Annotated in this window: 22 protein-coding genes; 10 read left to right on the top strand and 12 right to left on the bottom strand. The window is 67.0% G+C overall.

Translation table 11 applies throughout. The features are described from left to right. Positions 1-40: 40 nt before the first annotated feature. Positions 41-937: a CPBP family intramembrane glutamic endopeptidase gene (locus tag WDJ57_RS15350; protein WP_338901725.1), complete on the bottom strand. Its 897-nt coding sequence runs from the start codon at positions 935-937 to the stop codon at positions 41-43. 146 nt (positions 938-1,083) lie between these two features. Here WDJ57_RS15350 and WDJ57_RS15345 point away from each other — a divergent pair, with 146 nt between their 5' ends. Together WDJ57_RS15345 and WDJ57_RS15340 are read left to right on the top strand one after the other, a co-directional pair. Then, complete coding sequence (locus tag WDJ57_RS15345; protein ID WP_338901724.1) at positions 1,084-1,626, top strand: dihydrofolate reductase family protein; 543 nt, start codon at positions 1,084-1,086, stop codon at positions 1,624-1,626. Between the two features lie 61 nt (positions 1,627-1,687). Next, positions 1,688-1,906: a hypothetical protein gene (locus tag WDJ57_RS15340; RefSeq protein ID WP_338901723.1), complete on the top strand. Its 219-nt coding sequence runs from the start codon at positions 1,688-1,690 to the stop codon at positions 1,904-1,906. Positions 1,907-1,938: 32 nt separating this feature from the next. On the opposite strand, the gene WDJ57_RS15335 is transcribed toward WDJ57_RS15340, so the two are convergent. From WDJ57_RS15335 to WDJ57_RS15325, 3 genes are all read right to left on the bottom strand, one after another. Next, on the bottom strand, positions 1,939-2,625 hold the full coding sequence (locus WDJ57_RS15335) for a class I SAM-dependent methyltransferase (RefSeq protein ID WP_338901722.1): 687 nt from the start codon (positions 2,623-2,625) through the stop codon (positions 1,939-1,941). A gap of 238 nt (positions 2,626-2,863) precedes the next feature. Beyond that, entirely contained in the window at positions 2,864-3,073 is a 210-nt protein-coding gene (locus WDJ57_RS15330; protein ID WP_338901721.1) for a TOBE domain-containing protein, read from the bottom strand. Positions 3,074-3,208: 135 nt separating this feature from the next. After that, positions 3,209-3,592 (bottom strand): response regulator transcription factor, encoded by a 384-nt coding sequence (locus WDJ57_RS15325; RefSeq protein WP_338901720.1) that lies wholly within the window; start codon positions 3,590-3,592, stop codon positions 3,209-3,211. Between the two features lie 445 nt (positions 3,593-4,037). On the opposite strand from WDJ57_RS15325, the gene WDJ57_RS15320 reads away from it, so the two are divergent. Then, positions 4,038-4,565: a GNAT family N-acetyltransferase gene (locus tag WDJ57_RS15320; RefSeq protein ID WP_338901719.1), complete on the top strand. Its 528-nt coding sequence runs from the start codon at positions 4,038-4,040 to the stop codon at positions 4,563-4,565. A gap of 80 nt (positions 4,566-4,645) precedes the next feature. Here the strand turns inward: WDJ57_RS15320 and lwrS are convergent, their stop codons facing one another. From lwrS to WDJ57_RS15305, 3 genes are all read right to left on the bottom strand, one after another. Further along, positions 4,646-5,044: an LWR-salt protein gene (gene lwrS / locus WDJ57_RS15315; protein WP_338901718.1), complete on the bottom strand. Its 399-nt coding sequence runs from the start codon at positions 5,042-5,044 to the stop codon at positions 4,646-4,648. A gap of 83 nt (positions 5,045-5,127) precedes the next feature. After that, the gene (locus WDJ57_RS15310; protein ID WP_338901717.1) at positions 5,128-5,910 is read right to left on the bottom strand and encodes a DUF7345 domain-containing protein; all 783 of its coding nucleotides are present in this window, start codon (positions 5,908-5,910) and stop codon (positions 5,128-5,130) included. Between the two features lie 81 nt (positions 5,911-5,991). Then, on the bottom strand, positions 5,992-7,857 hold the full coding sequence (locus WDJ57_RS15305) for a DUF7096 domain-containing protein (protein ID WP_338901716.1): 1,866 nt from the start codon (positions 7,855-7,857) through the stop codon (positions 5,992-5,994). Positions 7,858-8,081: 224 nt separating this feature from the next. On the opposite strand from WDJ57_RS15305, the gene WDJ57_RS15300 reads away from it, so the two are divergent. The 4 genes from WDJ57_RS15300 to WDJ57_RS15285 all read left to right on the top strand — a co-directional run bounded on the left by WDJ57_RS15300 (position 8,082) and on the right by WDJ57_RS15285 (position 12,676). After that, a complete protein-coding gene (locus WDJ57_RS15300) occupies positions 8,082-9,218 on the top strand; it encodes a helix-turn-helix transcriptional regulator (RefSeq protein ID WP_338901715.1) in 1,137 nt (378 codons plus the stop codon). A 90-nt stretch (positions 9,219-9,308) separates the two neighbouring features. Then, positions 9,309-9,923: a helix-turn-helix transcriptional regulator gene (locus WDJ57_RS15295; RefSeq protein ID WP_338901713.1), complete on the top strand. Its 615-nt coding sequence runs from the start codon at positions 9,309-9,311 to the stop codon at positions 9,921-9,923. A gap of 209 nt (positions 9,924-10,132) precedes the next feature. Continuing rightward, the gene (locus tag WDJ57_RS15290) at positions 10,133-10,627 is read left to right on the top strand and encodes a hypothetical protein (RefSeq protein ID WP_338901712.1); all 495 of its coding nucleotides are present in this window, start codon (positions 10,133-10,135) and stop codon (positions 10,625-10,627) included. Between the two features lie 132 nt (positions 10,628-10,759). Beyond that, positions 10,760-12,676, top strand: coding sequence for a PAS domain-containing protein (locus WDJ57_RS15285; protein WP_338901711.1), 1,917 nt, complete (start codon positions 10,760-10,762; stop codon positions 12,674-12,676). Between the two features lie 28 nt (positions 12,677-12,704). On the opposite strand, the gene WDJ57_RS15280 is transcribed toward WDJ57_RS15285, so the two are convergent. From WDJ57_RS15280 to WDJ57_RS15260, 5 genes are all read right to left on the bottom strand, one after another. Next, positions 12,705-15,917, bottom strand: coding sequence for a PKD domain-containing protein (locus WDJ57_RS15280; protein WP_338901710.1), 3,213 nt, complete (start codon positions 15,915-15,917; stop codon positions 12,705-12,707). A 95-nt stretch (positions 15,918-16,012) separates the two neighbouring features. Continuing rightward, entirely contained in the window at positions 16,013-16,558 is a 546-nt protein-coding gene (locus WDJ57_RS15275; RefSeq protein ID WP_338901709.1) for a hypothetical protein, read from the bottom strand. Further along, positions 16,551-17,471 (bottom strand): hypothetical protein, encoded by a 921-nt coding sequence (locus WDJ57_RS15270; protein ID WP_338901708.1) that lies wholly within the window; start codon positions 17,469-17,471, stop codon positions 16,551-16,553. Before WDJ57_RS15270 ends, WDJ57_RS15275 begins: the two co-directional genes overlap by 8 nt. A 5-nt stretch (positions 17,472-17,476) precedes the next feature. Then, positions 17,477-18,229, bottom strand: a complete 753-nt coding sequence (locus WDJ57_RS15265; protein ID WP_338901707.1) for a hypothetical protein — start codon at positions 18,227-18,229, stop codon at positions 17,477-17,479. 98 nt (positions 18,230-18,327) lie between these two features. Further along, complete coding sequence (locus WDJ57_RS15260) at positions 18,328-20,841, bottom strand: PKD domain-containing protein (RefSeq protein ID WP_338901705.1); 2,514 nt, start codon at positions 20,839-20,841, stop codon at positions 18,328-18,330. Positions 20,842-21,099: 258 nt separating this feature from the next. On the opposite strand from WDJ57_RS15260, the gene WDJ57_RS15255 reads away from it, so the two are divergent. From WDJ57_RS15255 to WDJ57_RS15245, 3 genes are all read left to right on the top strand, one after another. Next, positions 21,100-23,391 carry a methyl-accepting chemotaxis protein gene (locus tag WDJ57_RS15255; RefSeq protein ID WP_338901704.1) on the top strand — a complete coding sequence of 764 codons (2,292 nt, stop codon included), beginning with the start codon at positions 21,100-21,102 and terminating at the stop codon, positions 23,389-23,391. Then, on the top strand, positions 23,391-23,825 hold the full coding sequence (locus WDJ57_RS15250) for a chemotaxis protein CheW (protein WP_338901702.1): 435 nt from the start codon (positions 23,391-23,393) through the stop codon (positions 23,823-23,825). Before WDJ57_RS15255 ends, WDJ57_RS15250 begins: the two co-directional genes overlap by 1 nt. 70 nt (positions 23,826-23,895) lie before the next feature. Beyond that, the gene (locus tag WDJ57_RS15245; RefSeq protein WP_338901700.1) at positions 23,896-25,353 is read left to right on the top strand and encodes a hypothetical protein; all 1,458 of its coding nucleotides are present in this window, start codon (positions 23,896-23,898) and stop codon (positions 25,351-25,353) included. Positions 25,354-25,382: the final 29 nt, after the last annotated feature.

Here is a 25,382-nt window from a genome sequence, read left to right as displayed (position 1 = left end):
GACCGACGGGAAACACCGCGTCCCGGCCACCGCTGTTCGGTCAGTCGGGCGAGTCGCCGGTGCCGCGTCCGCGGCCGCCGGCGTCAGCGGCGTCGGGAGCGTCGCCGCGCGCGAGCGTCGCCGCGCCGTAGACCGCGACGATTGCAAGGACGATGAGGACGTAGACGCCGACGTGGACGGCCGTGACGAGACCGACCGCACCGACGTCGACGACGCCCTCGACGAGAAGCTCGTCGGGTGCCAGCGGGATGACCACGTCCGCCGTGTTCGCCATGGCGTGGAGCACCATCGGAAGCAGGACGCTGCCTGTGTTGTTGTAGAGCCAGCCGAGGATGACCGAGAGCGTCAGGATGCCGCCGATCCAGCCGACCTGGTTGACCAGCGGGTAGCTTGAGTGTGGCGTGACCGGGATGACGAAGTACGGGAGGTGCCAGAGCGCCCAGAAGACGCCGACGACGAGACTCGCGCCGAGTCCGCCGTACCGGTCGTTGAGCCGGGGCTGTGCGAATCCCCGCCAGCCGGGTTCCTCGTTCAGCCCCCCGCTGAGAACCATCGCGTAGGCGAACAGGCCAGCGAGCAGGAGCGGCGACGGGAGCGCCCGCCCGAGGTCGACCGGTCCCCCGAAGGCCAGGATGCCGAGCGTGATTGCGACTGCCGCGGCCAGCGGGAGACCGACCGCGACGACCCACCACCGCCAGCCGACCCGCCAGCGGACAATCTGTGCGGCCCACTCGCGGACGTCGTCGCCCCGCGCCCAGGTGACGAGGGCGGCACTGACTGGCGGCCCGAAACTCCCGGCGACGACGAGAATCGCCGCGGGCCAGCTGGGGTCCATGAAGACAGCAGGGGCCGAGACGAGCCACGTGTAGGCGTATGCACCGAGGAAGAACGCCGCGACCGGGTGGTCGTCGACGAGCGGAAGGCGACTGTCGGGCATGAACCCGGCTACGGCGGTGTCGGGGAAAAGAAAGCGACGCTTACCGGGCGCGTCGAACCGCGCGGCGACGGCGTCGCGGGTCCGGGCTGACTGCTCGCTCGAAGCGGTTCCCGCAAAGCCAAGCGCTTCGACGTCGTACGGTCCACATGAGTCCCGGACGGGTCACGCTCTACATCGCGGCGAGTCTCGACGGCTTCATCGCCGACGAGGACGGCGGCGTCGGGTGGCTCGACGAGTACCAGCAAACAGCAGAGAGTGGCGAGACCGGCGAGGCCTACGCGGCGTTCTTCGAGAGCGTGGACTGTCTCGTCGTGGGGTCGAAGACGTACGAACAGATACGCGGCTTCGGCGAGTGGCCCTACGGGGACAGGCCGACGTACGTCCTCACACACAGGGACCTGCCCCGCGCCGCCGAGACGGTCGAGTTCCGCGACGGGGACGTCCAGTCGGTCGCCACGGAACTGAAAGAGCAGTACGGCCACGTCTGGTTGGTCGGCGGGGCAGCACTCGCGGGGTCGTTCCTGCGCGAAGGCCAGATAGACGAGATACGTCTCTCCCTCATCCCAGTGCTCCTGGGCGGTGGCGTGTCGCTGTTCCCCGCGACCGACGAGACACAGGCGCTAGAACTGCGCGACGCCGTCGCCCGGGACGACGGAATCGTCGAACTCCGCTACCGAGTCCACAACTGAGACCCGGGACCCGGAGCGAGCACCGCAAGGAATTTGTCAGCCGACTTGATTATCGGGACACATGGACGAGTCAGCCCTCCAGAACCGACTCGCCAGAATCGAACGCAGACAGTCGCTGGTTCTCGCGCTCCTTGCGGGGATATACCTGTTCGGTGGCCTGTGGATACTCATCCGCGAGACGACCGCCGTGACGGTGTGGAACGCCAGTGCGGTCGGGGTCGCGCTCGCCATCCTCGCGCTGGCCGTCGGCATCTCGCGCCGGCGTCGGGCAGGGGCCTGACACCTGCCGACCGTGACCGCCGGGCCGCGGCCTCACTCGGGGTCGGCTTCGAGGGTCGTAATCGTGCCCAGCAGGCCGGTCGTGGTATCCTCGATCGACAGCCCCGCGTCCGCGACGACCTCGCGGGGTTCCTGCGCCCAGCGACAGCCCATCTTCTCGTAGTGTGCGTCCGCGCGCCAGTCCTGGTACCACGCGACGGGGCCGAGAGCGCTCCGTCCGTGCTCGACGAGTCGAATCGTCCCGCCCGGCTTGCAGACGCGTTCCATCTCCCGGAGCGCGGCACCGGGGTCCGGGAAGGTACAGGTCGACAGCGCCGAAATCACCGCATCGAAGCTGTCGTCGTCGAAGTCGAGGTCCTGGGCGTCCATCTGGTGGAGGGTCCCGTCCACGTCCAGGTCGGCGAGTTGGGTCCTGGCCTTCTCCAGCATGTCCGGGCTGATGTCGATGCCGACGAGGTCGGCGTCTGCCGGCAGGTACCGGAAGTTCGTCCCGGTGCCGCAGGCGACGTCGAGGACCCTGCCGTCGACGTCACCGAACCGTTCGCGGCGGTACCGGCCGGTGACGGCCCGGTCGAACACCTCGAAGCGGTGCATCCAGTCGGCGTACGCTGCGTAGGTGTCCCGGATGTCCGACAGCGACTTCGCGTCGTCCGCTGGGGTACTCCTTTCACTACCGGTGGCGTGGCGTCTCTGCTCGTCCGAGTGTGTCGTCGAATTCATGGGTTGGTCACGTCCGTCGTATCTCACCAGTCGGTCGCCGCCCACATAAATATTATAGAGTTTTTGATATATTACCAGCGTCGTTGCAAAAGCGCATTTGAGCGAGTTGGCGGCGCAAAGGCGTCTCTCGGGTGCTGGCCTCGGGCCCGCGGAGCGAAACGGGCCGTCTCACTCAACGGCGCTTTTGAAATTGTTCTGTCACGAACGGCCACTCCGCCGCGTCGGACGCGTCCGGGAGTCAGTCCTTGCTCACCATCACTTCGCTCGCCTTGATGACTGCCTCGACCGCGTCGCCCTCTTCGAGTTCCAGGCGGTCGGCGGACCCGCGCGTGATGGTCGACGTAATCGTCTGGCCGTCGGGCAACTCGACGACGACTTCGGCCGTGAGCGCGTCGGTCGTCACTGACGTGACCGTCCCCGAAAGCCGGTTGCGTGCACTGAGTGCCATACTGAATGGAGGGCCGGAATCGACAAATACCTACTGTCGGGTGATACCACGGCACAATCGGGCGGCGGCCACAGGCCGGCGACTGGGCCAGGAGTGTGGAGTAGAGACCGCGACGACGATGGGCAGACACACGCGCTACGTGTGCCGTTCGATGGCGGCACGGACCTCCCCCCGGTCCGCTGGCTTGGCGATGTACACGGCACACTCCGGAGGGGCCGCGACCTCGGCATCGACGGCCGAGAGCATGCCGACGGGCGTCTCGTACCCCGCGTCGCGGATTGCATCGAGGAGTTCGTCGCCGGACATCTCGGGCATCCGTCGGTCCAGAAATGCGAAGTCGACGTCGTCGTCGAATTTCCGGAGTGCCTCCTGCCCGCCCGCTGCAGTCAGTACCTCGTAGTCGTCGCCGTACAGCGCCTCATACACCTCCAGCAGGTCCCGCTCGTCGTCGACGAAGAGAACGGTCGGCTCCGGGTCACCACCGTCCCGTGGCTCCCCGGCGGTAGAGTGATGACTCATTATCTAGCGGTTTGGGTGGCACTCATTTGTCGGCGTATGCTACATAGTTAGGTGCGAGAACCCACGAGAGAGCGTCGACAGGGCCTACCCATCGACGTACTCGACGGGTTCCCCGCAACGGCGGCAGACGACCGTGAGTCGGTGTTCTCGACCGGATTCGACGTTCTGAACGATGGTGTCCGGGTCACCCTGGCAGTCACACATCGTTGTCGCCCGACGTCCGCGCGGAGTATATTCCTCGCGCTGACGGCCAATATTGCGTCCGGACGTCCACCGACGGGAGTTCGGGCGAGTGCAGGGAGAGGAAGCGCAATCCGTGTGGCACCGCCGTGGCGAGCGCTCACCGGAGTCACACAGACATGTCGCTGTGAAGACGAGATTCTGGGCGATAATCGGTTACAATCGTGGAGTATTTTGGCCGGTACTGTGTACGTTCACTGGGACAATGGCCACCGTTCAGTTCATTCGCAACCGAGACCAGTACGAGGCGTCGATACGTCGACTGCTGGAGGCTGTCGACGAGGAGTTCGTGCCGCCGCTGACCGATAGTGCACGCAGGGAGCTGTCCCGGGAGGGCACCACCGGTGGCCGCACGGACATGGACAGATACGTCCAGCGATGTCTCGACCGACCGATGGTGGGCGTGACGAAAAACGGGACGCTCAAGGGCTTGCTCTCGTTCGAGCCGCTGTCCGAGAGCGATGCGCTGGGTGAGTCCACACCGACGAACCACGTCGTGCGGTTCGCGGTCGCCCCCGACTTCAGGGGCCGGGGCATCGGCACCGAGATGTACCGGGTGTTCATCAACGACCTGCCGACCGACTACCAGCAGCCGTTCGCCTCGACGGAGACCTGGGAGACCAACGACGCCCACATCGCCATCCTGGAGGAGTTCGGCTTCGAACTCGTTCACCGCGTCCCCGACGACCGGGGACCCGACCTCGACACCGTCTACTACGCCCGCTCTCTCTGACGAGGGGCTGGCAAGGACCGCCGTCGCTCGCCGTCTCGGAGACCGAAACCGACACTCCCGAGGACGGCGACCCGACTCTCCTACCCGTCGACGACGCGTATCGAACTGCCGAGAAACGTCGAGAGGGCCTTGTCGACGGTGTCGGCGTTGAACTCGTCCAGGTGCGAGGCGATGGCACCCCGGAGCGCCGTCAGGTAGGCGTCGTCGGTGCGGAGTTCGCTGAACGACACGGAGGTCACGGGGACGTCGAGTGCCTCCTCGGTCAGTTTCCGGAAGTAGTCCGCATCTGCGAGGTCGCCGCGCCAGAGGTTGTCCCGGAAGAACAGCCAGCCCTCCTCCTCCGGCGGGTCCGCGTCCCGGGACAGGGTGGTCTCGAACTCCGCGGGGTCGACGGCGACACCGGGGACTGTGGGTTCGAGACGGACGGTGACCCTGAAAACGTAGCGCGCAGTGCCGCGAGTCTCGTCTGGCTCGTCCATACCCTAGCTACGCCAGTCTCGGGAAAAGCAGTGGTGGGAATGGAAGGAAGCAAACGAAGAACAGAGCGGAGGGCCGGAAACCGTCAGCGGGAACCTCGGCGGCGTGTCGCCAGCAGGGCCGCGAACGCGACCAGTGCGAGCGCGGCGCTCCAGAGACCGAAGCCGGGACCGCGCTCACCGGGCGTGTCGGTGCCGGCGGTCGGAGTGTCGCTGTCGGTCGCCGTCGTCCCGGCAGGGGCGAAGGTCGTCTCGAAGCCGTCGAAGTCCGTCCCGGCCCGCCACGTCGCGCCGCTCTGCGTGCGGGTCGCCGGCGAGGGCTGCACCGTCGCGAGGTCGTAGCCAGCGGGACCGACGAGGCGGAACGGGCGGTCGACCGAGAACTGGCTGTCGAAGGGGTCGCTGACCCGCAGCCGGTCACCGTCCCCGGCCGCGAGTCCGTCCCAGGTCACCGACAGCGCCACGATGCCGGTCTCGTTCTCGGTCGCGAAGGTCATCGCCGAGTCACGGACGGCCATCGACCGGCCCGTCTCCGCCTCGGCCCGGTCGGCGATGGACTCCATCCGCGTGGCGAAGGCCGCCGTTCGGCGCTCCTGGAGCGTGCTGTTGGCCCGCAACTGCTCGAAGGCGGCGCGCTCGCTGTCGGTCGTCAGGTCGAACGCCGTCGCGAGGGTCACGCGCGCCGAGCCGTCACTGGCGAGGTCCACCACGAACCCCGGCTCTGCCGGCGGTGCATCGGCCGTCTGCTGTGCAACGCCACCGGCAGCCCCGGCAACCGGGACCGTGACCAGCAGCGCGACCACTACGAGCAGGGCTGCGTGGCGACCGTGCGCTCTCCGGAGCGGCTGTGTCCGCGATTCGTCAGTCATCTTTGTCGTTCGTCCATGGCGGGTGTGTCATCAGTCGTCTCCCGACACAGCGGGCGCGGAGTGTCGGCGCTCCCAACGCCGTCAGTCGTCGTCGGACGTCTCGGTCTCGTCATCATCCTCGGGGGTGTCCGTCTCCTCGTCATCGTCGCTCGTCTCGGTCTCCTCGTCGTCGGGCGTCTCCGTCTCCTCCTCGTCAGGAGTCTCCGTTTCCTCGTCGTCTTCGGCTGTCTCGGTCTCCTCGTCGTCGGGCGTCTCCGTCTCCTCCTCGTCCGAATCGGAGTCCGAGTCATCGTCCGGCGTCTCAGCGTCCTCGGACTCGTCGTCCGAGTCGTCCTCGGTCTCCCGGTCCGCCTCGCGGTCGTCGTCCTCCGAGTCGTCTTCGGCGTCTTCGCCGTCTTCCGCGTCGTCCTCGGCCTCCCGCTCGACCTTGTCGCCGTCACCCTCGCGGGCGTCCTCGGTCAGCGCGAGCGACCCGTTCTCGATGTCGTATTCCAGTTCGGCCTCGAACTCGCCCTTGACGACCTCGACTTCGAGGTCCTCGGTCGCGTTCGCGTCGACGGCGAAGGTCACCCTCCCGTCGGCGTCCGTCGTGCCGACCGCCTGGCCGTTGGCGTAGACGCTGGCGTTGGCGACCGCCGAGCCGTCGTAGCTAACGGTCACCGTCACGGTGCCGTCGTCGAGCGTCGCGTCCACGTGCAAGTTCCGGAAGACCTCGTCGTCGTCTTCTTCGAACTCGAATTCGAGTTCGGCCTCCGCATCACCGCTCTCGACCGCCAGTTTCGCTTCGCCGGACTCCGGCAGGCTGACCGTCACCGTGCCGTTGGCGTCCGTCGTGCCGACCTGCTCGTCGTTGAGGGACAGGGCGACGTTCTCGACGGGGTCACCGCCGTCGAGAACCTGCAGCGTCACCGTCGCGTTCGGTGCGGGCGCACCCTCGGCGACGACAAGCGCCAGTTCACGGTCGTCGTCACGCTCCTCGTCGCGGTCCTCGCCGTCCTCGTCGTCCTCGTCGGGAGCCTCGATTTCCTCTTCGAGCCGGTAGACCTCACCCGTCGAGGCGTCGACGCGGACCTCCGCCTCGCCGGTCTGGCTCGCGTTGCGGAGGGCGAACTCGAACTCGTAGGCACCCTCGTACTCCTTGACTTTCGTCTTCGTCAGCACCCAGCGGCCGTCGTCGGGCGTCGAGAGCGCGTCACGGGCGGTCGTCAGGGCGTCGGCCTGTGCGACGGTGAAGTTCCGGTCGTCGTCGCGCGGCCGTTCGAACTCGCGTGAGCGCTCGCCGTCCTCGCCTTCGACCTCGATTTCGAGGCCGTCGGCGGTCTCCAGTTCGATTTCGCCGCGGGCCTCGCCGGTGAACTGCGCGAGCAGTGCCTTCGCGCCGCTGCCGCTGACGCTGCTCAGGTTCTCGACGGCCGCCCGGAGCGCGGACTCGTTGACCCCCGCAGCCCGGAGTTCGAGCGCGGAGAGGTTCGCCGCGCGCTGCTGGAGCGCGTCGTAGCTGGCCTGGAGGTTCGTCGCGCGGGCGTTCAGCGTCGCGAGGCGCTGGGCGTACGCGGACTTGCCGATGTCGCCGTCCCCGTACTCCTCGGTGGCCTCGGCGTAGGCCTCGCGGATGTCCTCGGCGCGCTCGCGCAGTTCCTCTGCGCGGTCGGCGATTGCCTCGGCGCGCTCCTCGACGCCGGGGCGTTCGACGGAGAGTTCGAACGCGGTGTTCTCGAAGTCCGTCTGGACCTCGTCGCTGGAGACGCTGAGCACCGTCGAGAGTTGCTGACCGACGGTCACGTTCACGGTCGAGTCGTTCTGCGTCGCCTGCGGGGCGACGGCCGCGCCCGAATCGACGTCGGGAGCGACCTGTCCCGTGCCCGCCGCGAGCGCCGCCGCCGGCACGGTCAGGCCGACGACCACCACTGCGGCGAGTAGCACGTACCTGAAAGACGTTCGTTTCATCGTGGCAGAGACCAGGACCCATATGATAATAAAGCAGAGAGAACCTGGTGGTCGATTGCAGATTGTTGCACTCGTTTGCACACGTTTTCACCCGAAAACCGATAGAAGAAAGTACAATTATCGCAGGTTATCGGACGTAGGGACACACGTACCGGATTCACATCAAAACGATAGAACGAACGTTTGAATTTATATCCACGTCGATGGAACGACACGGTATCCAGATGGGACGGTCACTGAACGCCGGCGAGACGGTGGTGACGCTCGGCATCGTCGCCGCCGTGGTGGGAGCGGTCCTGTTGCCCGCGCTCACCGGCGGTGCCGTGGCCCAGGGAGGACAGCCGGAGACGGACAACACCGTGACCAGACTCGACGTGGCCGCCGACGGGTCGGCGCGATGGACGATTCAGATACGGACGCGGCTCGACACCGACCAGCGCGTCGAGGAGTACACCGCCTTCCAGGCGCGCTTTCGCAACGACACGGCCAGCTATCTCGACCCGTTCCGCCAGCGGATGCGCGGCGTCGTCGCCAACGCGGCCAACGCGACCGGCCGCGAGATGCGTGCCGTGAACTTCACCGCGACGACGCAAATCCAGGAGGTTCCCCGCCGCTGGGGCGTCGTCACCTACGAATTCACGTGGACGAACCTCGCCGCGCAGTCGAACGAGGGTCTCGCCGTCGGCGACCTCTTTCAGGGTGGGTTCTTCCTCGCCTCCCAGGACACCCTCGAAGTCGAGGCACCCGACGGCTACGACGTCGCGACCGTCAACCCGGCCCCCGCCGAGCAACGCGACGGCGTCGTGACGTGGGTCGGGCGCGAGGACTTTCCCGACGAACGGCCCCGCGTCGTGTTCGCTCCGGCGACCGACGACGCAACACCGACCGGCGGGGCGACCACCGCGGCCGGACCGACCCCGACTGTCACGCCGTCGTCGCCGGCGGGCGGTGGTGGTCCCGGGACGATGGTCGGGGCGCTCGTCGCCCTCGGCATCGGGGGACTGCTCGCGTACACGGCCTACCGGCGGCGCAGTCGTCGGCGGGGAGACGACGACCCGGACACACCAGCAGCAGCGCCGGACCGCGACCCGAGCGCGGCCGCGTCTGGGACGGACCAGAGCGAGACCGAGAGCGCGGGGACCGAACCCGCGGGTGCGGCGGTCCTGACCGACGAGGAGCGCGTCGAGAGTCTCATCGACGCGAACGGCGGACGGATGCGCCAGGCGGCAATCGCCGAGGAACTGGACTGGTCGGCGTCGAAGACCTCGCGAGTCGTCGGGCGCATGGCGGACGCGGGAACGGTCGAGAAGCTACAACTCGGGCGCGAGAACCTCGTCTCCCTGCCGGACGACCGGGAGTGAGCACCACACCTGTCGAATCACAAGTGCTACCACGGTCACTCCCGAAGGACCGACGATGAACAGCCAGTCTGTGCGACGGAGGCGGCGACGGTGAACCGGCGACAGGCCGACGCAGTCGTCGGGATACTCGTCGCGGCCGTCGTCCTCGGCGGGGGCGTACTCGCCTGGCAGGCCCTCCAGCAACGGACGACCGCGGGCGGGATGATGGGCGGCGGGTCGATGATGGGCGGACAGACGGGGCCAGGCCACGGGACGGACCCGTTCTGGTACGTCCTCGGGACGCTCCTGACGGCCGCCGTCGTCGGCGGCGTGTATCTCGCCGTGCGCGACAACGTCACCGAGACGGGAGCGCGCGGGGAGCCCGGCGAAGGGGCACGGGAAGCCGAGTCGGAGCCCGAACACAGTCGGGCAGTAGAAGACACGGCGGAGACGGAGCCAGCGCCGCGGAGTGACGCGGGAGCGGCGGAGCAGCCACGCCAGCGCGTGCTCGACCTCCTCCCGGAGGACGAACGGCGTGTCCTCGAACCGGTGCTAGACTCGCCGGGCATCACACAGATAGAACTGCGCGACCGCGCGGACTTCTCGAAGAGCAAGGTGAGCCAGACCGTCAGCGACCTGGAGAAACGCGGCCTGCTGTACCGCGAACGACAGGGACGGACGTACCGTGTGTATCCGAGCGACGACCTGCACCCCGAGCAGGTCTGAATCCCCGACTCCCGAACGCCCGGATTCGGGCAACCGGCGGACGCGATAGGTCCTCGGCCAGAGCCGTGCGCATTCCGCCGCGACGAACGGTCGCTGTCGAGAGAAACGTTCAGAGGAGAGTATAAACGTTCTCGGACGGTCTCCTGCGTGCGTTCACACCCACGAGTGTAACCCCGAACCCCTCCTACGCCTATCCGAGGAGAACAACGATGACCACCACTACGACCGGACGCTGGCTGCTCGTCGCGCTCGCGATTGTCGGGCTCGCAGTCGCCGCGTCCGCAGTCAGCGCACACGGCACCGGACCGACCGCAACCGACGCATCCCCCTACAACGCCACGGCCGGCTGGACCGACGACGAGGTCACCGCCGCGGAGTGGGCCACCTGGATGGAGGCACACATGACCGCACACGTTGGCCCCGACGCCGTCGAGTGGATGGAGACCCGGATGGGCGTGAGTCTCGAAGAGATGGCTCGCGAGATGGCGCAGCATGGTGTCGCCGGACCCGGAACCACCAGCGGCTACGGTACCCACGGGCCGGGAGCGGGCTACGGCCCGCAGGCTCCCGGAGCAGGGTACGGCCCGCAGGGTCCGGCTTCGGGCGACAGCCCGCGCGACCGGGGCTACGGCTACGGCCCCCGGGGACAGGACGTCGGTAGCCACGGGCACGGCTTCGGCCACGGCCCGGGACGCGGGTGCTGAAACCGACCGGGAACGCCGTTTTCACGGCCAGTACACCGACAGACGCGCGTTCGCCGATAGCACCGCGGACGGGAGACGGGAGTAGATACTTAGGGTCTTCCCGAGAAGTGAGCGTCCGGAACACGGGACGACATGTCTCCAGAGGAGTCTGAGCAGGGAGTTGCGTCGGACATCGTCGAGCGCGTCTCGGACGGCATCGTCGCGCTCGATACAGACCTCAGCTACCGGTACGTCAACGAGCGGGCCGAACGCATTCTCGGCAAAGACCGCGCGGACCTGGTCGGCGAGTCCGTCTGGGACGTCTGGCCCGAGGCCGCCGACACCGTCGCACAGGACGCCATCGAACGGGCGATGGAGACCGGCCAGCAGACCTCCTTCGAGCGGTACAACGCGTCCCTCGAGACGTTCTGGGAGGTGGACGTCCACCCCAGCGACGACGGGGTCACCCTCCTGTGTACGGACATCACGGAAGCGAAGGCGGCCGAGCGAAAGCTCGACAGGATCGTGGAGACGGCCCCTGTCGGTATCGCAGTCCTCGACGAGACCGGGGAAATAACGCGGGCGAACACCCGGGCCGAGGACCTGCTCGGGCTGGAAGACAGCGAGATGCAGGGCCGGACCTACGCAGACCCGGGCTGGAACATCTGGGACGAGGACGGCGACCCCATCGCCAGGGGGGACCACCCCGTCGAACAGGTCGTCGAAACGGGCGAGACGGTCCAGGGGTTCACACACGGCATCACGCTGCCGGACGGGTCCGAGCGGTGGCTGTCGAGCAACGTCGCGCCGGTCTGCAGCGCGGACGGCTGCATCGAACAGATGATCGTCGCGCTCCAAGACATCACCGTTCTCAAGCGTCTCGAACAGCTCATCGAGACGTTCCAGCCCGTGACCGAAGTGCTCGCGCACGCCACCTCGCGGACCGAGACCGAACGGGAGGTCTGCGAGTTACTCACCGACACCCGGGAGTACGACATCGCGGCGGTTGCCGAACACACCCCGGGCACGGACCTCCTCGAACCGAACGTCCAGAGCGGGCCGGCCGCGGACATCTTCGCCGCGTTCGACCCGCCACTGACGGACATAGAACCGGTCGAGACGGCGGCCGAGACGGGGACAGTCCAGGTGGTCCACGACCTCCAGGCCAGGGCGCGGTCCGCCACGGCCAGGGAGCAACTGCGAGCGTACGACCTGCGACACGCCGCAGCCATCCCGTTCGTCTACGGCAACCGCGTCTACGGCTTCCTGGGGCTGTACACCGGACGGGCCGACGCGTTCGGCGAACGCGAGCAGACGCTCCTGCAGACTCTCGGCGAGCAAATCGGCCACGTCATCCACGCGCTGGAGACCGAACAACTCCTCCACACGAACACCGTCGTCGAACTCACGTTCCGGAGCACGGACCCCGGGTCGTTCCTCGTGCAGGCCTCGGAGGAACTCGGCTGCTCGCTGTCGGTCACCGAGACGATTCCGAGGGCCGACGACGCGATGGTGTACTACGTCACTGTCGAGGACGCCCCGGTTGCAGCCCTGGAACGCAAAGCGGCCGCCGCCGACGGGACCGTCGGGACGCGCACGATACGGGAGAGAAACGACGACACGGGCGGCGTCGTGGAAATCGTCTCGGAGGGGGAGTCGCTCGCGCACACGCTCGTGACGCTCGGTGCCGTCGTGGCGACGGACCGGGTGGTCGATGGGAAGGCGGAGGTGAGCTGCGAGATTCCGGCGGTCCGGGACGTCTCTGCGCTCGTCGACAGCCTGACGGCGTCGTTCCCGGAGACGGAACTCGCCGCCAAGCGGGAACGCCAGCGCGCGCCCGCAGCCACGGAACAGTCCGACGAGCGGCTGGCGGACGTCTACGAGTCGGACCTCTCCGACCGGCAGCGCCAGGTACTCCGGGCGGCCATCTACAGCGGCTACTTCGAGTCGCCGCGGCGCAGTTCGGCCAGCGACATCGCCGAGGCGCTCTCGCTGACCCAGTCGACGGTCTCCTACCACCTCCGAAACGCCCAGCAGACGCTCTTCGAGCGGATGGTCGACCAGCTCTGACGTAGTTGACCCCCAGACAGGGCGGACGTCAGCCCGCGACGCGCCGGCGAAGGGTCAGCGCGAGGAGCACGGCGACGAGGGCGACGAGGACGCCGAACCCGGGACCGCTGGCGCCGGGTGTGGATTCGTTGGGAGAGCCGACGACGATGTTCACCGGGTCGACCGATGCCTCGCGCCGGCTGCCGGATTCGTTGCCGTCGAAGTAGTAGACGGCTGTGCCGCCGATAGAGTAGTTGGCGGCGTCGTTGAACTGCAGGCGGATGCGGAGGGTCTCGCTGCCGCCGGGTTCGACCGTCACGAAGTTCGTGCTGCTCCGGCTGACGAGCTGGCCGCCGTTGACCGAGGCGACGGAGGCACCCGACGGCGGCAGGTCAAGCCGGAGTTTCACGTCGAGGCTCCGGTCACGGACGTTGTTGGAGACGGAGAACTGCGCTATCACCTCGTCCCCGACGCCAGCGGTCGACTGGCTCGCCGTGAGGTCGAACGCGGCACTTTGCTGGATGGTCACGACCTCGCGGTAGGTTGCGGTGTCGCCGGTGGCCTCCTCGACTTCCAGGACGACCGCCCGTTTCCCGGCGGCGGGGAAGGCGTGAGTGACGGTCTGACCCTCGCTGTCGACGGTCCCGTCGTTGTCGAAGTCCCACGCGAACCGCTCGATGTCGTCGGGCGAACTGGCGTTGAAGACGACGTCCTGTTCGTCACGCGGCACCCCTGGCTGCCAGGAGAAAGAAGCCTTTGGCGGGACCTGTCGAACCCCGACAGTCTGTGAGATTCGGTTCGTCACGCCGTTGGCACCGTGCGCGTAGAGCGTGACCTGCTTGTCGCCGCCGTCGGGAAAGGCCCGCTCGACCGTCTTCCCGGTCGTGTCGACCTCGCCGTCGCCGTCGAAGTCCCACTCGTAGGTCTCGATGGCGTCGCGTGCGCTGGTGGTGAACGCCACCTCCTTGTCGTCGGCCGGCGACTCGGGCGACCACGAGAACGACGCCTCGGGTGGCTCTCGGACCGACACCGACCGGGTTATCGTCTGCTCGTTGCCGGTGTCGTCGGTCAGCGTGACCGAGACGGTCCGCGTGCCGGTAGCCGAGAACGTCCGCGATACCGTGTGACCCCGTTTCGTCGTCCCGTCGGGGAACGTCCACACGACGGACTCGACCGTTCCATCCGGGTCGGTCGCGTTCGCGGCGACGAACTCGACGGCCTGGTTCGCCGCGACTGGCGTCTGCGACGGGGCGATTCTTGCCGTCGGCGCACGGCTCACGCCCACCGTCGTGGACGTACTGGCCTGCTTCTCGCCGTTGTCGTAGGCGACCAGGCGAACCGCGTAGGAGCCCTTCCCCGGGAACTCGATGGTCGCGCGCTGGCCGCTCTCGACGTAGTCGCCGTCGATGTACCACTCGTAGCGCTCGATCCGGCCGTCGGGGTCCGTCGAGTTCCCCGCGTCGAAGGTGGCCTGGAGGGTGTTAGTCTCGGAAACCGCGTACGAAAAGTCCGGAATCGGCGGCGTGTTCGTGACGGTGATGGATTTGCTCACGGTCGCCGTCCTGCCGCCGTTGTCCTCCACCTCGAGACCGACGGTGTACGTGCCCTCGGTGTCGAAGGAAACAGTCGGTCTCTGGCCATCGTATTCGGCGTAGCCGTCGCCGTCGGTGTCCCAGGAGTAGGTGCTGATGTGGCCGTCGGGGTCACTCGACCCGCCGCCGTCGAGCGTGATGCTGTCGTCAGGGTTCGGTTGCGACGGCGAATACGAGAAGTCCGCAGTCGGTGCGGGGTTTTCGACGGTGATTTGCTCCGTTATCGTCCGCTCTTTCCCACCGTTATCGGTGACTTTCAGGCCGACAGTGTAGGTACCGCCAGAACCGAACGAAACAGTCGCAGTCGCCCCGTCGCCCGGGTCGTTGCCGTCAGAGTAGTACCCGTCGTCGTCCGCGTCCCACTCGTAGGAGACGATGGAGCCGTCCGGGTCACTCGTGTCGCCTGCATCGAGCGTGATGGTGTCATCCGGGTTCGGCGTCGACGGCGAGTACGAAAACGCCGGCTCCGGCGCGGGGTTTTCGACGGTGATCTGCTTCGTCACCGTCCGCTCTTTCCCGCCGTTATCGGTGACTTTCAGACCGACAGTGTAGGTCCCACCGGTCTCGAAGGAGGTAGTGGCGGTCTCACCGTCACGTGGGTCGTTGCCGTCGGAATAGTAGCCGTCGCCATCTGTGTCCCACTCGTAGGAGACGATGGAGCCGTCCGGGTCGCTCGACCCACTGGCGTCGAGTGAGATGGTGTCGTCAGGATTCGGTGTGCTCGGTGAGTACGAGAAGTCCGCGGTCGGACCGGGATTGTCGACGGTGATTCGCTTCGTCACCGTCCGCTCTTTCCCCCCGTTGTCGGTGACTCGCAGACCGACAGTGTAGGTCCCACCGGAGTCAAAAGAGATGCTCGCCGTCTCGCCATCACTCGGGTCGTTGCCGTCGGAGTAGTAGCCATCACCATCTCCGTCCCACTCGTAGGAGACGATCGAACCATCAGCGTCACTCGACCCGCTCGCATCGAACGTGATAGTGTCATCGGGGTTCGGCGTCGACGGCGAATACGTGAACGCTGGCTCCGGTGCAGGGTTGTCGACGGTGATTTGCTTCGTCACCGTCCGCTCTTTTCCCCCGTTGTCGGTGACCCTCAGACCGACAGTGTAGGTCCCACCGGAGTCAAAAGAGATGCTCGCTGTCTCGCCATCAGCCGGGTCGTTGCCGTCGGAATAGTACCCGTCCTCGTCCGTGTCCCACTCGTAGGAGACGATGGAGCCGTCCGGGTCGCTCGACCCACCGGCGTCGAGCGAGACGGTGTCGTCCGGGTTCGGCGTCGACGGCGAGTACGAAAACGACGGCTCCGGCGCAGGATTGTCGACAGTAATCCGGGTGGTGTACGTGTCCGTGTTGCCGTTGTCGTCGGTCACCTTCAGACCGACTCTGTAGGTTCCACCGGAGCCGAAGGAGACGCGTGCCGTCTCCCCGTCGCTCGGGTCGTCGCCATCCGAGTAATACCCGTCACCGTCCGTGTCCCACTCGTAGCTGACGATGGACCCGTTGTCCGTCGATCCACCCGCGTCGAGCGTGATGGTGTCGTCCGGATTCGGTGTCGACGGCGAGTACGTGAACGACGCGTCAGGCGGCGACGACGCCGTCACGACCGCCACGCTGGCGTTTGCACCGACGACGACGAGGAAAGCGACCAGGACTGCCGTGACACGAGTCATGAGTGATAAAGGAGCTATACGTGCCGAGAAGAGTCGCGTAGTTACCAGTTGTGGTATGTTTCCCTGCGGGCGTCGGGACGAGCGGGCCAGTCCCGCTACGCATCGTCGAGCAGGCCGACGAGTGCCCGGCGGACCGCCCCGCGGGGCATCCCCGTGTCCTCGGCGATGGCTCGGGCTTCGTCCCGTTCGAGTTCCTCGACGAAGCGGCTCTGTTCGAGCGCCCACCGCCGGATGGCCTCCTCGACGGAGGGCGTGTACTTCACCGTCCGGCCCTTCCGGTAGCGGCCGATGACGCCCTCGCCGACGAGTGTGTTGAGCTGTTTGCTCATCCACGTGCGGTGGTTGGCCGAACTGTACTGCTCCTGGAAGTCCGGCTCTTCTGCGGAGACGTACTCGACGACCTCGCCGGCGGAGCGGGGCTGTCCCATCCGTTCGACCAGGGAGAGCAGTTCCTCCTGGGCCGGGGTCAGGTCCGCCGTCGGTTCGTGACTGGCACCCTGCGTGACGGTCTCGGGGTCGAGGTATCCCTCCTCCAGCAACCACTCGGCGAGCGCGCGCGGGTCGTCGGCGATTGCCTCGCGAAGCGCGTCTCGCTGGTCCTGGGTGAGCGAGTCGATGGCATCTCTGAGCCCGTCATCCATGCTTGCCTCCGTCGGCACTCGGACCGACGAGTTCGATAGTGCGTTCGTTTCGGAACGTCTCGTCGTAGAGTGCGAGTTCGTGGCGGTACTGTTCGCCCCGCCAACTGATACCGTTGTCGAGCGCACGCGCCCGGCGTGGCTGTTCGGGGACGGGACTGCGCCCGTGGGGGTAGTAGGCGTGAATCCCGTGACTGAACGTGAGGTCGCCCGGTGAGACCCCCAGCGCTTCGACGAACTGCTCTTTGGTCTTGCTCGCACCGTCGATGTCGGTGCTGCTGGGCATCGTGGAGGGCTGGGTGTTGGGGTCGTCGGTCGGCGGGTGCGTGTGGACCCGGACGACCTGTCCCGGCGGACGGGCCGCGCCGCTGGCGACGTGCTCTGCGATGCGGCGGCCATAGGAGACCAGGCGGGTGCGGGTTGCGGTCTCGTACAGCGACGGGTCGTCGAGCGCCCAGAGGTCCTGCGGTGGCCGTCCGGTCTCGCCGGTCAGGACGTACGCCGTCTCGACGCGCTGCTGGGCCCCGTTTTTCGCGCGTATCTCCAGCGCCTGCAAGATTGCCGGGTCCGTCGGCAACAGCACCGTGTCCGAGTCGACCCGTGGATACTGCGACGGTGGGTCCGCTGTCTCCGTCGCGGTCGGTTTCGAGCCCGTCCCGCCCGTCCTGCCGGTCACCGACGGACTCACCGCCGTCTCGCTCGCGTCGTCGCCGCCTTCGACCGGGATATCGTGGGCCGCGAACCAGCTCCCGTCTTCCAGTTCGTCCAGAAAGCCCGTCGGGTCGCCCTCGGTGACCGTCACGCCGTCGGCGTCGTCGACGCCCTCGACTGTCGGCTCCTCGCCCGAGAGGTCGATGCTGACGTCGGGGTCGTCGTCTTCGTCGTCGTCACCCAGAAAGCGGTCGAACAGGCCCATGATACCTACTTCGAGATGCCGATTTTGACGCCGTCCGAGCGAGTGGCGACGGCCACGATGGCCAGGACGACGAGGGCGAAGCCCCCGAAGGCCAGCAGCATCGTGCTACTCAGGAGGCCGCCGTCGCCCCCGTTGGCCCCGCCCGTCGAGTTGTCGTTGCCGCCGTCGCCACCGTCGGGGGTGCCCGGCGTGACCGGGTCCTGCACGTCGAAGGTCAGCGAGATGCCGTCTATCTCCCGGCTCATGTCCTGGTTGCCCTCGGGCCAGTAGGTGATGTCGGCGGTCACCGAGCGGTCGCCCGTGTTCTGCGAGTAGACGTTCGCGCGGATGTCGCGGATTTCACCAGGGTCGACGGTGAACTGGGCGGTCGCCAGCCCCGCACCGCTGGAGACGACGTCGCTCGACCCGGAGATCGTCATCCCCGACGGCACCGACATCGTGATGGAGACGACGACCGAGCAGGACGCGTCCGCCGCGACCTGGAAGCCGCCGGAAATCTGCCCCGGCTCACCGCTCGCAATCGTCTGCTGGGGCGCGTACAGGCGCGACTGTGACAGCTGCGGCTCGTCGGGCCCCGGCTGACACGCGGTCTGCGTCGCGGTCTGCGTCGCAGTCGCAGTCGCCGTCTCGGTCGCGTTCGTCTGCGCAGCGACCGTCCCCGCGAACGACCCCGCGAGCACGGCGAGTACCACTGCGACGACGAGCACTGCCTTCGCCCGTGTGTGAATACGACTCCCCTTCGAGTCCTTGCCAATCATCTGTAGGTAATCCAGTTTTACCTACAGGTACTGGCTACTTAATTCTTACGAGTAAAAGTTTACTCGTTAACCATTACGCGTACAGACGGGGAGAATCTTCAGCGGCGGCGATACCGCTGCAGTGCCGCGAACACGAACAGGCTCGCCAGCGCGAGCGCGACGGTGAATCCCGGGCCGCTGCCTCCCGGGGGACCGGTTGCATCGGTCGACTGTCCGCCGGTGTTCGAGTCCCCCGGCGTGCCGATGTCGAGCGCGAGCGAACTGTTGCGGACGGTGTAGACGTCGTCCGGGTTGGCGACGGGGTAGTACCGAATCGTGTACGGCACGGAGACCTGTTTGCCGTAGAGGTCCTGGTCGACGGTCACGCCGACGCCCATCCGCTCCTGTTCTCCGGGGTCGACGGTGCCGTAACTGACGACGCTGCTCGTGCTGGCCTCGCGGACGTTCCTGGCCTGCGTGACCAGCATCCCGTCGACCGGTTCGAGGACGAACTCCACCCGCGCGGTGCGGTCGTTCGACTGCGGGTTCTGGACGGTGAGCGTCAGCAAGGCAGTCTCCCCTTGCCCCGGTTGCAGCGTCGTCTGGGTCGACTGGTTCGTCACGCCGAGGTCGGTCGCGAACCGGCTGGCAGCGACGGTCCAGTCGTCGACGGCGCGACCGCCGTCGGCGTCGACTGCGACGGCCGAGACGGTGTACTGCCCGGACTGGTTGGCGCTGAACTGGTAGGTCGGGCCCGTCCCGACGGGCGAGTCGTCGACGTACCACCGGTACTCGATGGCGGTCCCCTCCGGGTCGGTCGCCTCCACACTGAACGGGAGCGTCGTGCCGGAGCGTACCGTCACGTCCTCGCGGTCGGGGACCGCGGTTTCGAACTGCGGCGGCCGGTTGCCGGTGTTGACGAGCCACGTCTTCTCGGTCTGCGTGCCGTGGCCGTCGGCGACGCGGGCCGTCACCGTGTGCCGCCCGGGCGTCGAGAAGGAGTGAGTCCCCACGACGCTCGTGCCGTTTGTCGTGTTGCTCACGACCGTCCGATAGAACGGCGTGGTCCTGTTATCGGCGAAGTACTGGACCGAGACCGGTGTCGTGTCGTCGTTGACGACGACGGCCTCGAATTGCACCTCCTCGCTCGACGTGACGGTTCGGCTGGCCTCGCGAAGCATGACGCGGGGCTTGTCGTTCTCCACGATGACGTCGAAAGTCGTGCTGTAGTTGGAGCCGAACTCGTTGGTGACAGTAGCGGTCACCGTGTGCCGGCCGATGCGCCGGAGCGGTCCGATGGTCGTCGTCTGCCCGACGTACTCGGTCCCGTCGACCTCCCACGAGTACTCGAAGTCGAGGTCCCGCGTCCCCCGGTCGGCCCCCTGCCCGTAGAGGGTCACCGTCTCGCCGGCCTCGATAGTTGTCGACCCGGGCTGTAACTCCGAATACAGCGGCGGGATGTCGATTACTCGCAGCGTGAACGACGTCTCGGCGTCGACGCCGCTCTCTGTGTCGACGGAGACGGTGACCGGGACCTCCCGTTCCTCGTCGAACGAGACGACGGCCGACCGCCCCTGACGGGTCCGGTCGCCAATCTGCCAGGCGACGTCCTCGACGTCCCCGTTGCCGTTCGAGGACACGTCCGCCTGGAACTCGATGGGTTTGCCGGGACGCACGACGTCCCCGCTGGGTTGCTGGACCGTGATGTCGGGAATCGCGTTGACCGAGACCGTCCACTCTTCGAGTGCGTCGCGCGTGACGCCGGTGTAGTCGGAGACCCTGGCTTCGACGGTGTAGGTCCCCGGGCCGTACCGCGTGCCGTCGAAGGTGAACTGCCGGTCGAAGCCGACCTGCTGGCCGTCGACGTACCACCGGTAGGAGAGGTCGTCGTCGGGCGTGTCCGGGTCACTCGCCGCCACCGAGAGGGTCCGGGTCTCCCCCTCGGGGATCGTGACGTCGTCGCTCTGGGGGTCCCTGTCGTGGATAGACGGCGGCTGCAGGATGTCCAGCGTCCACTCGCGCGACGCGCTGTCGGTGAGGCTGTCCCCGTCGGTGACGCGGACCCGGACGGTGTGGGTCCCGGGGCGATACTCGTCGGTGAACAGCCTGAGGGAGTCCCCGATGGCTTCCCGCTGGCCGTCGACGGTCCAGACGATGCTCTCTTCGGTCAGCGTCGAGTCCGGGTCTCTGGCGGTGACGTCGAACCTGACGCTGTCGGCGATGTTCGTCGTCGTCCGGTTCCGGGCGGGGTCGTAGCCAGTAATCTCCGGCGGGTGGCGGACCTCGACGCTCCAGGTCCGTCGGTCGGTCTCGCCGTTCTCGTCCGACACGACGACCAGTACGGTGTGGTCGCCGTGGTCGTACGTGTCGGCGTCGAAGAAGAACTGGGTCGAACCGCTCCGTTCCAGCCGGTCGTCGACGTACCAGTTCACGGTGAGGTCCTCGGGGTCCGTATCCGGGTCGCTGACCGTCACCGAGAACGTCTCGTCGTCGGAGAGGGCGAGTTCGAGCGCGCGGTCGTCGCTCGGCGAGGAGTCGGTGATTTCCGGCGGCTGCGCCGGTGCGGCAAGGGTCGCCCCGACGCCGACCACGAGCACCAACAACACGACGCCACCCACCTGAGACGAGTTCATAGATACGGTCGCTGTCGTGTTCGATGTAGAGCGTGCCAGACGTATATGTTTTGAATCATCGATTTCTCGTTGTCAGGTCCGGCTCCACCTGCCAGATTGTGACAGTCAAGTGTCATCAAATCCCAGCTGTGAGACAGGTCTGTCCCGCCACGACAGCACGCCCGGAGCCACCGGAACGTGTCTGCCAGTTCTCACGGCTGATACTCATGCAGATATCTAGAACCTCCGCTTATCCTCTCTATCGAGCTACGTTCGAGTATGAGAGACAGGGTAACACTCGACCGATTCGACCTACGGCCGAAGCTGATACTCGCGTTCGTACTCGTCGCGATACTCGTGGGCGTCACGGGGTTCGTCGGGTACACCAGCGTCTCGACAGTCGACGCCGAACTGGAGTCCATCGTCCACGACGACGTCGCCGAAGCCGACGCGGCGATGGAGATGAAGTTCGACCTCGAATCCGAGCGCCTCGCCTTGCACGAAGTAATCACGGGGGAGATGGAAGCCGCCGACGATTTCGAGAGCTCGCAGGCGGACTTTGCGGAGTGGTACAACACCCTCGCCGAGCGTGACGACCTGACCGAGGACCAACAGCAGCTGCTCACGGAGATGAAAGACGAGCACCTGACGGCGAAGGAGACGGGCGAAGAGGTCATCGCAGCGATGCAGGCGGGCAACGAGGACGTCGCCAACCAGAAGATGGACCAGCTAGACAGCGTCTACACGGAACTCGAAGAGGACACCGTCACCTTCGAGGAGGCTGCTGACGCGAAGATGGAGGCATCCGTCGCGTCGGCAGCGGCGACGACCAACAACAGCCACCTGCTCATCATTGGCTTCGTCGTCGCGGCGTTCCTCGCCGCGGTCGTCATCGGCCTGTTCGTCGCCGGGCGCATCACGACGCCCATCAAGCAACTCTCCGAGGCGTCACAGGCGATGAGCGAGGGCGACCTGACCGCCGAAGTCGACGACCACGTCGAGAGCGACGAACTCGGCCGGATGAGCGACTCGTTCCAGCAGATGCAGACGAACCTGCGCGAGGTCTTCGGTGAGGTCGACGAGACGAGCAGGAAGGTCGCGACCGGCGACCTCTCGCTGAACGGCGACGAGGACGTCGCCACCGACTACCCCGGCACCTACGGCGACGTGATGCAGAACTTCGACGACGGCATCGACGAACTCACCGGGAGCCTGGGAGAGATAAAGGAGAGCAGCGCCGCACTCAGGGACGGCCAGCTAGACCAGCAGGTCGAGACGGGCCGTCCGGGACAGTACGGCACCGTGCTGGAGGACTTCGAGGCGGGGACCCGACAGCTCTCGGAGAGCTTCGGCCAGATTGCCGACGCGAGCGAGGGCCTCAAAGACGGCGACCTCGACCAGCGCATCGACACCGCATACCCCGGCGAGTACGGCGACGTACTCGGCAACCTCGAAGACGGCATCGAGCAACTGAGCGCCAGCATCCAGACCGTCCAGGCGATCGCCGACGACGTCGCGGCCTCCAGCGAGGAGGTCACTGCCAGTTCGGAGGAGATAGAGAAGGCGAGCGACGAGGTGGCCGATTCCGTCGAGGAAATCGCCCACGGCGCGGAGCGACAGAGCGAACAACTCGAAGAGGTGGCCGGCGAGATGAACGACATGTCCGCGACTGTCGAGGAAATCGCCTCCTCGGCCGAGGAAGTCGCGGCGACGGCGACGACGGCGGTCGACCGCGGCGAGACCGGCCGCGAACACGCTGCCGAGGCCTCGGGTGAAATCGAGTCCATCGAAGCCAAGGCGGAGGGAGCCACCTCGCAGGTCAAGGCTCTCGACGGCGAGATGGACGAAATCGGCGAAATCGTCGACATGATTACGGAAATCGCCGAGCAGACGAACATGCTGGCGCTGAACGCGTCCATCGAGGCCGCCCGTGCCGGCGAGGCGGGCGAGGGCTTCGGCGTCGTCGCCAGCGAAATCAAGTCCCTCGCCGAGGAGGCAGCGCAGGCGACGACGGACATCGAGAACCGCATCGAGGCGGTCCAGGCGACGACCGACGAGACGGTCACGGAGATGCAGGAGATGCGCCAGAGCGTCGAGAGCGGGGCCGAAACCATCGAGGAGGCCATCGAGATGTTCGACGAAATCGCGGACGCCGTCCAGGAAGCCGAGGGCGGCATCACGGAGATAAGCGACGCCACCGACGACCAGGCCGCCAGCAGCGAGGAGGTCGTCTCCATGGTCGACGAGGTCTCCAGCGTCAGCCAGCAGACCGCCGCCGAAGCGAGCAACGTCTCGGCCGCCACGGAGGAACAGGCCTCCTCGCTGGCCGAGGCCTCCGAGAACCTGCAGGACCTCACCCACCTCGCGGACGACCTGCACGACCAGGTCTCTGACTTCGACGTGCAGGACGACCACTCGGGCGAGCCCCGCCACGGCGACCGGGACGACCGCGGCGACGACGCACCGTCCGGGCCGACCAAAATCGAGCCGGGGACGGAACTCTCCGCCGAGGCCGACGGCGGGCGCGAAGCGCCCTCGGACCGCCCGCGACTCGACGGGAGGAACAGCTGATGGCGACCGCCGACGTCGACGTCGCGGTCCCCGACCAGGTGCTCGTGTTCACCCTCGGCGAGGATCGCTTCTGCGTCGCCATCGACGCTATCGACGAAATCGTCACGGCCGGCGAGGTCAGTCCAGTCCCGGACACCCCCCGGATGGTCGAGGGCGTGATGAACCTCCGCGGAGAGACGACGACCATCGTCGACCCGAAGGTCGTCTACGGGCTGGCACAGACCGACGCCGACCGGCGCGTGATTATCTACGACGGTGACGGCGACGGGAAAGTGGGCTGGCTGGTCGACGACGTCCACCAGGTCGGGGAGCTACGGGACCCGGAGGTGGACCCGGCACCGGACAGCGAGTACGTCGAGGGCATCGTGAAGCAGGACGGTGAGTTCACGCTGTGGGTCGAACCGGCGCGGGTGAACGGTCGGCTCGGCGAGTGAGCGGCGGCCGTCGGCTGGTATCGGACCGCCCTGCAACAGCTATATTGCGGTCGGATTTTTACGACCAGCTATGGGAAACGACTCGACTGGCGGGGAACACCGTCTACAGGGACAGGACAGTCCCGGCAGCGAAGGCCCCGGAACGCTCGCCTTGAGCGAGGCGGAGGGGTTCGTCGGCGACACACTCGGACTGCGGGGTGAGGACCTGCCCGCGAACGAACAGTTCCAGGTCGTCTGGAACACCGTCGACGGCGAGTGGGGCACGCTGCGCGCCCACGAGGTGACCGGGCCGCAGTACCGCCCGCGGACGGAGACGATAGCGACCGTGGAGACCGACGCATCCGGAACCTTCGGGACGGAGTGGACGGTGCCGGAGGACTACGGCGGCGAACACCGCGTCGAGGTGGTCGACGCGAGCGACGAGACCGTCGCCGCCGCCACCTACGAGATTACGCCGTGGTTCGAACTGGAGGAGACCACCGCGCCGATGGGTGGTGCGTTCACCATCCGGGGGTACGGTATCGGCCCGGACGTCATGATAAACAACTACCAGGTCGCCTGGGACAACAGCTACGTCGGGTACATGACCGGCGTGCAGAACCGCGGGACGGCCACGGCCGAACTGCGGGCAGTCGGCCCGCCGGGCGAGCACCGCGTCCAGATATGGCGCGGCTACCGCGGGATTCCCTTCCTCCAGAACAACACCCAGTCGCCCTACGGGACGGTCTCGAAGGGTCGACAGACCGCCTGGACCGTCGAGGTGACCGAACCCGAGGACACCCCGGTGACCGCCTGGGTCGACCCGCTGTTCGACGAGAGCCCGCTGTCGGTCCACTACCCCGACCTCGACGAGGACACCGCGGCGACGCTCGATATCACGCCAGAGTGCGGCCAGGCGGGGACGACGGCAGTCATCACCGGCCGGGACTTCCCGCCGAAGGAGGAGGTCGACCTCATCTGGTACACCCACGAGGGGCACAAGCCGACGGGGAAGTTCGCGCCGCCGGACCCCAGGGTCGAACCGGAGCGACGGCCGGACATCCTGCCCACCGTCACGACCGACAGCGACGGGTCGTTCCAGGTCGAGGTTGAGATACCGGTCGACCTCGGGTCGACGCGGCCGATAACCGCCCGGGTCGGCGGGAAGGAGGTGGCGGTCACGGGCTTCATGCTCCAGCCGGCAATCGAGACGTTCTCGCCGACCAGCGGCCCCGCCGGGACCGACATCGAAATCGAAATCTCCGGCGTCGGCTGGACGATGTACGAGATGGCGCCGATGTTCGTCTACGACAACACGCCGCTGGGCTACGCCTGCGGGCTGAGCGAGAAGGAAGACAGCACGACCATCGACACGGTGTTGCAGGCGACGGGCGAACCCGGCTGGCACTTCATCGACGCCTACCCGACCATCTTCAGGATGGACGACGACGAACCCGAGTTCGAACTCAAGGCCCACCTCTCGTATCTGGACAACCATCCGGTCCGACCGCTGCCGGCCTGTCACTTCGCGTTCGAGATTACCGAGTGACGCCGGCCGTCGGTCCGCGACGGGCCCGC

Origin of the sequence: Salinibaculum sp. SYNS191 (assembly GCF_037338445.1) — an archaeon.
In the GTDB taxonomy this organism is placed as follows: Archaea; Halobacteriota; Halobacteria; order Halobacteriales; family Haloarculaceae; genus Salinibaculum; species Salinibaculum marinum.
The sequence above is the reverse complement of the archived record's forward strand: the minus strand, read 5'-3'. Positions and strand labels throughout refer to the sequence as shown.